Annotated in this window: 8 protein-coding genes; all 8 read right to left on the reverse strand. The window is 72.5% G+C overall.

Annotated elements, in window-relative coordinates:
* Window positions 1–429, reverse strand: a 429-nt coding sequence (locus HYV93_11370; GenBank protein MBI2526576.1) for an enoyl-CoA hydratase/isomerase family protein, incomplete at its 3' end; no start/stop codon positions are given.
* On the reverse strand, window positions 426–623 hold the full coding sequence (locus HYV93_11375) for an acyl-CoA dehydrogenase family protein (GenBank protein MBI2526577.1): 198 nt from the start codon (window positions 621–623) through the stop codon (window positions 426–428). The genes HYV93_11375 and HYV93_11370, both read right to left, overlap by 4 nt.
* Before the next feature lie 29 nt (window positions 624–652).
* On the reverse strand, window positions 653–1,234 hold the full coding sequence (locus HYV93_11380; GenBank protein MBI2526578.1) for a hypothetical protein: 582 nt from the start codon (window positions 1,232–1,234) through the stop codon (window positions 653–655).
* Window positions 1,221–1,478, reverse strand: a complete 258-nt coding sequence (locus HYV93_11385) for a hypothetical protein (GenBank protein ID MBI2526579.1) — start codon at window positions 1,476–1,478, stop codon at window positions 1,221–1,223. The genes HYV93_11380 and HYV93_11385 overlap by 14 nt, the downstream gene beginning before the upstream one ends.
* 41 nt (window positions 1,479–1,519) lie before the next feature.
* A complete protein-coding gene (locus HYV93_11390; protein ID MBI2526580.1) occupies window positions 1,520–3,160 on the reverse strand; it encodes an AMP-binding protein in 1,641 nt (546 codons plus the stop codon).
* Window positions 3,157–3,417 carry a hypothetical protein gene (locus HYV93_11395; GenBank protein MBI2526581.1) on the reverse strand — a complete coding sequence of 87 codons (261 nt, stop codon included), beginning with the start codon at window positions 3,415–3,417 and terminating at the stop codon, window positions 3,157–3,159. Before HYV93_11395 ends, HYV93_11390 begins: the two co-directional genes overlap by 4 nt.
* On the reverse strand, window positions 3,414–4,499 hold the full coding sequence (locus tag HYV93_11400) for an amidohydrolase family protein (protein ID MBI2526582.1): 1,086 nt from the start codon (window positions 4,497–4,499) through the stop codon (window positions 3,414–3,416). Before HYV93_11400 ends, HYV93_11395 begins: the two co-directional genes overlap by 4 nt.
* Entirely contained in the window at window positions 4,499–6,442 is a 1,944-nt protein-coding gene (locus tag HYV93_11405) for an aconitate hydratase (protein ID MBI2526583.1), read from the reverse strand. Before HYV93_11405 ends, HYV93_11400 begins: the two co-directional genes overlap by 1 nt.
* Between the last annotated feature and the right edge of the window lie 238 nt (window positions 6,443–6,680).

The following is a 6,680-nucleotide window of genomic DNA, read 5'->3' on the forward strand; positions in this document are numbered from 1 at the left end:
CCGCCCGATGCCATAGCTCGGGTTGAAGCCGAGCGTCACCTCGGGGAGCCCGAAGCGCGCCGAGGTCTCGGCGATCCTCAGATCCTGGGCGATCGCGAGCATGAGGCCGCCGCCGAGGGCGTAGCCGCGCACGGCGGCGATGGTGACCTGCGGCAGCCGGGCGACGCGCTCGACGATCGCAGCCCAGCGCGCGGAGACCGCGCGGGCCTCGTCGGCCGAGAGCGTCGGCATCTCGGTGATGTCGTTGCCGGCGCAGAACGCGCGCCCGCGCCCGGAGACGATGACGACCGACGCGTCCTGCGACTGCTCGAGCCGGCCGAGTGCCTCCTCCAGCGCCCCCGCCACCTCGCGATTGAGGGCGTTGAGCGCCTCCGGGCGCTCCAGGGTGAGCCGCGCGACGGCGCCGTCGGTCGCGAGCGATACCGTCACGTCACACCCAGCACGACGCTCGAGAGGAAATCGCCGCCGCCCCCGCCGTACTCCACGGGGAAGTCGAGGCCGAGGAGCCCGAGCTCCCCCATGCGCCGCCAGAACTCCCGCGGGATGCGCCCGGCCTCCTCCCAGGCGGCGGCGTGCGGCGCGACCTCCTTCTCCACGAAGCCGCGGATCGTCCGCCTCAGCATCTCGTGCTCCGGCGTGAAGAGGTCCCGCTTCACGGTGCGCGGCCTGTCCCTTCCGCCGCTCGGGTGACGATGGACGCCCAGATCTCGGCCAGCCCCAGGCGGCTCGCCCACTCGGCGACGTAGCGCGGGTCGATCTCTCCCCCCGATACCTTCAGCATCCCAAGGATGTCGCGGACGTGCACCTCGGACCCACCCTCGCGGTAGTAGAGCATCTTGTAGAGGATCACGTCCTCGGCCCGCGCGAAGTAGGCGTAGAGTCCGGGAAGGAGTGGCAGCTGGTGCCGCCGCTGCAGGCTCAGGCGATCGTACGGCGTCTCCTTGGCGACGAAGATGTCGATCTTGAGCCCGGACTCGGGATGGATGACGTTGAACTGCCCGCGCGTTTCCACCGCCTCGTGGGCCGCCTCCTCGCTCGCGTAGAACGCGGGCGCCGGGAACCGCTCGAGGAGGGCGGCGACCCGGGCGGCGTCCAGCCGCGCCACGATGTCGATGTCCTGAGTGAAGCGAGGCTCGCCGTAGTATGTGGAGGCCTGCGATCCGCCGATCATGTACTCGATCCCGAGGGCTTCGAGGGCCTCGGCCACGTACCGGAGCAGATCACCCTGGGTCACGGAGAAGCCTCCGCGCGACTTCCTGACGGACCCGGTCGGGGCTCCAGTCGGGGTGCGTGCCGGCGAGGAACGCGGTCAGCCGGTCCCGCGCCAGTTCCCAGGCCTCGTGGGCCAGCCGGAGCCGCTCCATCCCCGACTTGGCGCGGAGCGCCTCTGCCACCACGGGGTGCAGGACCTCGATGCGCCGGAGATCGAGCGGAGACCGCGCGTGAGCCCTCGTGGGTGCCCGGGACGGCGGATTCACTGGAACGCCTGGTCGGCGCGGGGGAGGAGGGACTGCGGGTGTCATTCGCGAGTCCGCTCGCGCTCGCGCTGACGCAGCTCGGTGCGGCGGATCTTGCCGCTGATGGTCTTGGGCAGGTCGGCCACGAACTCGATCTCGCGCGGGTACTTGTACGGCGCCGTCACGGTCTTGACGTGCTCCTGCAGCTCGGCGACGAGCGACTCGGAGGCGGCGTGCCCCGGGGCCAGGACCACGAAGGCCTTGACGATCTCGCCACGCATGGGGTCGGGCTTGCCGATGACGGCGGCCTCGGCCACGGCGGCGTGCTCCACCAGCGCCGACTCCACCTCGAAGGGGCCGATGCGGTAGGAGGCGCTGTTGATGACGTCGTCGGCGCGCCCCACGAACCAGAGGTAGCCCTCCTCGTCCATGGCGGCGCGGTCGCCGGTGACGTACCAGTCGCCGCGGTGGCACTTGGCGGTGGCCTCGGGGTTGCGCCAGTACTCCTGGAACATGCCCACGGGGCGCTCGGGCCGCACGTGGACGGCCAGGTCGCCCTCCTCGCCGCGTGGCAGCTCGCGCCCCTCGTCGTCGACGATGCCGAGACGGTGCCCCGGCGAGGCCGGGCCCATGGAGCCGGGCTTCCAGGGGGTGGTCCGGAAGGTCGCCGCCAGGAGCACGCTCTCCGTCTGGCCGTAGCCCTCGTAGATGTGGTGGCCCGTGCCCTCGCGCCAGGTCTCGATCACCTCGGGGTTGACGGCCTCGCCGGCCCCCACGCAGTGCCGGAGCGCGGCGAAGCGATACTTCCGGAGCGGCTCCAGCACGAACATCCGGTACGCCGTGGGCGGGGCGCAGAGCGTCGTGACCGGAAAGCGCTCGAGCATGCCGAGCGTCTCCTGGGTCTCGAACTTCTTCCCGCGCCCGTCCCAGACGAAGAGCGCCGCGCCCATGTTCCAGGGGGCGAAGAAGGAGGTCCACGCCGACTTGGCCCAGCCCGTGTCGGCCAGCGTCCAGTGCAGATCGTCCGGACCGTCGTCGAGCCAGAAGCGGCCGGTGATCGTGTGGCCCATGGGGTAGGAGGCATGCGTGTGGAGCACCATCTTGGGATAGCCGGTGGTCCCCGAGGTGAAGTAGATCATCATGGGATCGGCGCTGGCATTGCCCGGGTGCCCGAGCTCCGTGGCGGCCCGTCCCACGAGCGCCTCGTACTCCTGCCACCCGCCGCCCGCGCGGCCCACGACGATGCGGTGCCTCACCGACGGGCACTCGGCCAGCACCTGGTCCACCTTGTGGGTGTTGTCCTCGTCGGTGATGACGACGGCGGGCTCGGAGGACTGGAGCCGGTACTGGATGTCCTTGGCGGTCAGGAGCGTGGTCCCCGGCGTGGAGACGGCGCAGGCCCGGATGCAGCCCAGGACGATCTCCCACCACTGGTAGACGCGCGGCAGCATCACGAAGACGCGCTCGCCCGGGCGCACGCCGAGGCCCGCCAGCACGTTGGCGAAGCGGCGCGAGCGCTCCCCCAGCTCGGCGAACGTGAAGCGCCGCGGCTGGCCGTCCGCTGACACCCAGAGGAGGCCCAGCTTGCCAGGGTCCCGCCCCCACCGGTCGAAGGTGTCGAAGGCCCAGTTGAAGCGGGGCGGGACCTCGAGGCGGAAGCCCCGCATCATTGCCGTGTAGGCGGTCAGGTCGCGTTCGCTCATGGCACCCTCACGAAGCCTTCCAAGTCCACGTCGGCCTCCGGGTGGGTCGGGAGCCCGATGATGCAGGCCTTCGAGAGCGAGGAGATGCCGCCGCCGAGCCCGTCGAGCTGGCGGCCATACGGATCGGGGCTCCCGAGGGCGGCCAGCAGGATCCGATCGCGCGCCGCCCCGGCGGGGGGCAGGTCCCCGTGGTGAAAGAACAGGGCGCGGCTCGTGCCCCCGCGCATGAACACCGCCCGGATCCTCCGCTGGGTCACGAGCGCGGCGCCTCCTGGAGCCGGTAGATCCGGATGGCGTTGTCCTCGCCCACGAGCCGCGCCACGTCCTCCGGGAGCCGGTCGAGCAGCCGGCGCGGACCCTCGGCGCGCCGGGGCCAGCGTTGCATGGAGCGCGGCGAGGCGTGGAACTGGTCGCTGCCGATCACGAAGCGATCGGGAAACGTCCGGATCACCTCGGCCCATTCCGGCCGGAGCGCGCCGCCCGCCAGGAGGGCGGTGGCCGGCAGGCTGTCGCCGCCGATCTTCAGGCTCATGAACAGGTTCGAATGCGCCGCGAGCAGGCGCCCGGCGAGCGCGGGAGTGCGGTGCCCCGTGTGGTCCCAGCCCGCATGGGCCCACACGATCCTGGCGCGGCGGTTGTGCCGCAGCAGCCGCTCGAAGGCGGCGATGTTCTCGCCGAGCCTCCGTGGGTTGGGCGGGGAGAAGAGCCGCGGGGGCAAGGGGAGGTCGGCTGCCACGGCCTCCATGTGCAGGTCCATGGGCACGTCGAAGCGGGCCGCCGCATCCGCGAGCGCGAGCATCAGCGGGTGATCGGCCGGCGCCGTCTCGTACGGATGCCCCGGCCCGAGGGAGAAGTGCTCCGTGGTGATCTCTCCGAGGCCCACGGCGCCGGCCCTGACGATCTCGGCGGCGCGGGCCTCGAAGCTCCGCAGCGCCTCCGGGCTCACCCCGCCCGGGCGGCTGGCGTCCTGGATCATCACGTTGAGCGAGCCACCACCCCCGAGGAAGCCGAACCGGGCCGGATGTTGGCGGATCGCAGCGAGGAAGGCCTCGAAGTCATACTGGCCCGGGTGGCCCGAGCTGAACGGGGGGGGCATGACGAGGGTCTTCCGGATGCCCATCCGGTTCATCGTCTCCAGCGCGTCCGAGACGGCCCCCTCGTAGTCGGTCGCCATGGGCGAGATCCGGCCGTCGAGGTGGGCGTGGGTGTCGATGTAGGGCACCCTGCTCCCGGCGTCGGCGCCAGGTAGCGCGGCGTCGGGCGGTGCCGTGGCCGCGCAGGCCGTGCCCAGGCAGCCGATCAGCGCCGCGCGGATCCACACGTGGAGGCCGGTGCCCACTACGCGCCCCGCGCCGCCGTGGCGGCGGTGCGGGCCAGGATGCCGCCGGCCAGCAGGATGTCGCGCTCGCGCGGCGTGAGCGGGCAGCGGGCGTGGAAGGCGGCGCCGCTCGTCTCATCGGTCACCGCGATGGCCGCACCGGCGCGGATGGCGCCGGCGAGGCCCTCGAGCCGGAGCCGATCCGCCGGCGCGATGCGGTCGTAGTCCCCCGGGTCGAGGAACTCCAGCGGCACGAGCCCCCAGTTGACGAGGTTGGCGCGGTGGATCCGCGCGAAGCTCTTGGCCAGGACGGCGCGCACGCCGAGGTGGAGCGGCGAGAGCACGGCCGCCTCCCGGGAGGAGCCCTGGCCGTAGTGCTCGCCGCCGACGATGATGCCACGGCCGGCGGCGCGGGCCCGGGCCACGAAGTCCGGGTCCACGTTCCGCAGGCAGAACTCCGCCAGCGCCGGCACATTGGAGCGGAAGACCAGCGCCGGCGTCCCGGAGGGCGAGAGGTCGTCGGTGGAGACCTCGTCGCCGAGCTTGATGAGGACCGTCGCGGTGAGCATCTCCTCCGTGGGGATGCCGCGCGGCATGGCCTTGATGTTGGGGCCCTTGCGGACCTCCACGGCCGCGGCCTCCGATTCGGGAGCCGGCGGAATCAGCCCGGCATCCGAGGCGGTGAGGGAGGCCGGGGCGTGGAGCCCGGGCGGCGGGCCCAGCGTGCGCGGATCCGTGATGACGCCAGCCAGCGCCGAGGCGGCGGCCGTCACGGGCGAGCACAGGTAGACGTGGTCGTCACCCACGCCGCTGCGGCCCGGGAAGTTGCGGTTGAACGCGCGCAGGCTCTTGCCCCCCGAGGCCGGCACGTGCCCGATGCCCGCGCAGGCGCCGCAGGTGGGCTCCGACACCGTGACACCTGCCGCGAGGAGGTCGGCCAGGAGCCCCTCGCGCGCCATGACCTCGAGGATGCGATGGCTGCCGGGGAAGACGACGAAGGACACGGAGGACGCGACGCGCCCGCCGCGCAGCGCGGCGCCCACCGCCCACATGTCCTCCCACGAGGAGTTCGTGCACGAACCCACCATGACCTGCTCCAGGGGTGTGCCCTCGGCCTCTCCCACCGGCACGACGCGATCGGGGGAGCCCGGGAGCGCCACGAGGGGCTCGAGCCCCGACAGGTCGAGCCCGACCTCGTCGTCGTACTCGGCGTCGGCGTCGGCGCCGAGCGGTGCCCAGTCGCGCTCCCGCCCGAGCAGCGCCAGGAAGCGCCGCGTGGCCTCGTCAGAGGGGAAGACGCTCGTGGTGAGCGTCAGCTCGGCGCCCATGTTGGCGATGGTGGCGCGCTGGGGCAGGGACAGCGTCGCCAGCCCCGGACCTGCGTACTCGAAGACCCTGCCGCTGCCGCCGCGCACCGAGTGCCGTCGCAGGAGCTCGAGGATCACGTCCTTCGCGTGCACCCAGGGGCCCAAGCGGCCCGTCAGCCAGACGCGCGTCACCCGGGGCATCGCGAGGTGGTAGGGGCCGCCGCCCAGGGCCACGGCGACGTCCAGGCCCCCCGCGCCGATGGCGAGCATGCCGGCGGCGCCGCAGAGCGGGGTGTGGCTGTCCGTGCCGAGGAGGAAGCGACCCGGCACGCTCCAGGATTCGAGGTGCACCTGGTGGCAGATGCCGTTGCCGGGCTTGGAGAACCACGCCCCGTAGCGGCGCGAGGCGGTCTGCAGGTAGCGGTGGTCGTCGGAGTTGCGGGAGTCCACCTGGTAGACGTTGTGGTCGATGTAGGTGACGACCAGCGGCGGGCGGACGCGGGGGAAGCCCAGGGCCTCGAACTGCAGGAATGCCGCGGTGCCGTTGGTGTCGGTGAGGAGAACCTGGTCCACCCGCAAGCCGATCTCCTCGCCAGCCACGGCCCGGCCCGCGACCAGGTGGGCGTCGATCAGCTTGCGCGTGAGACTCAACCCCAACGCTAGCGTCCTGCCTCGCGCATCCGAAGACAGAGCCCCGGCCGGGGCAGGAGGCCCTCCCCGCGGAACACGCTGAGTCGCGACCCGCGGGCGCGGCTCGGAGGGAGCCACGAGATCGAGCGCTTCGACTCCGGCATCGCGCAGAAGCCACGGTTCCGCGGGGAGGACCCCCTGCCCCAGCCGGCACCGCCCGTCGACGCTCTCGTGAACCCGGACACTATTGGCTCTTGCCGAATAC

The sequence above is a fragment of the Candidatus Rokuibacteriota bacterium genome (genome assembly GCA_016188005.1).
Taxonomy (GTDB): Bacteria; Methylomirabilota; Methylomirabilia; order Rokubacteriales; family CSP1-6; genus UBA12499.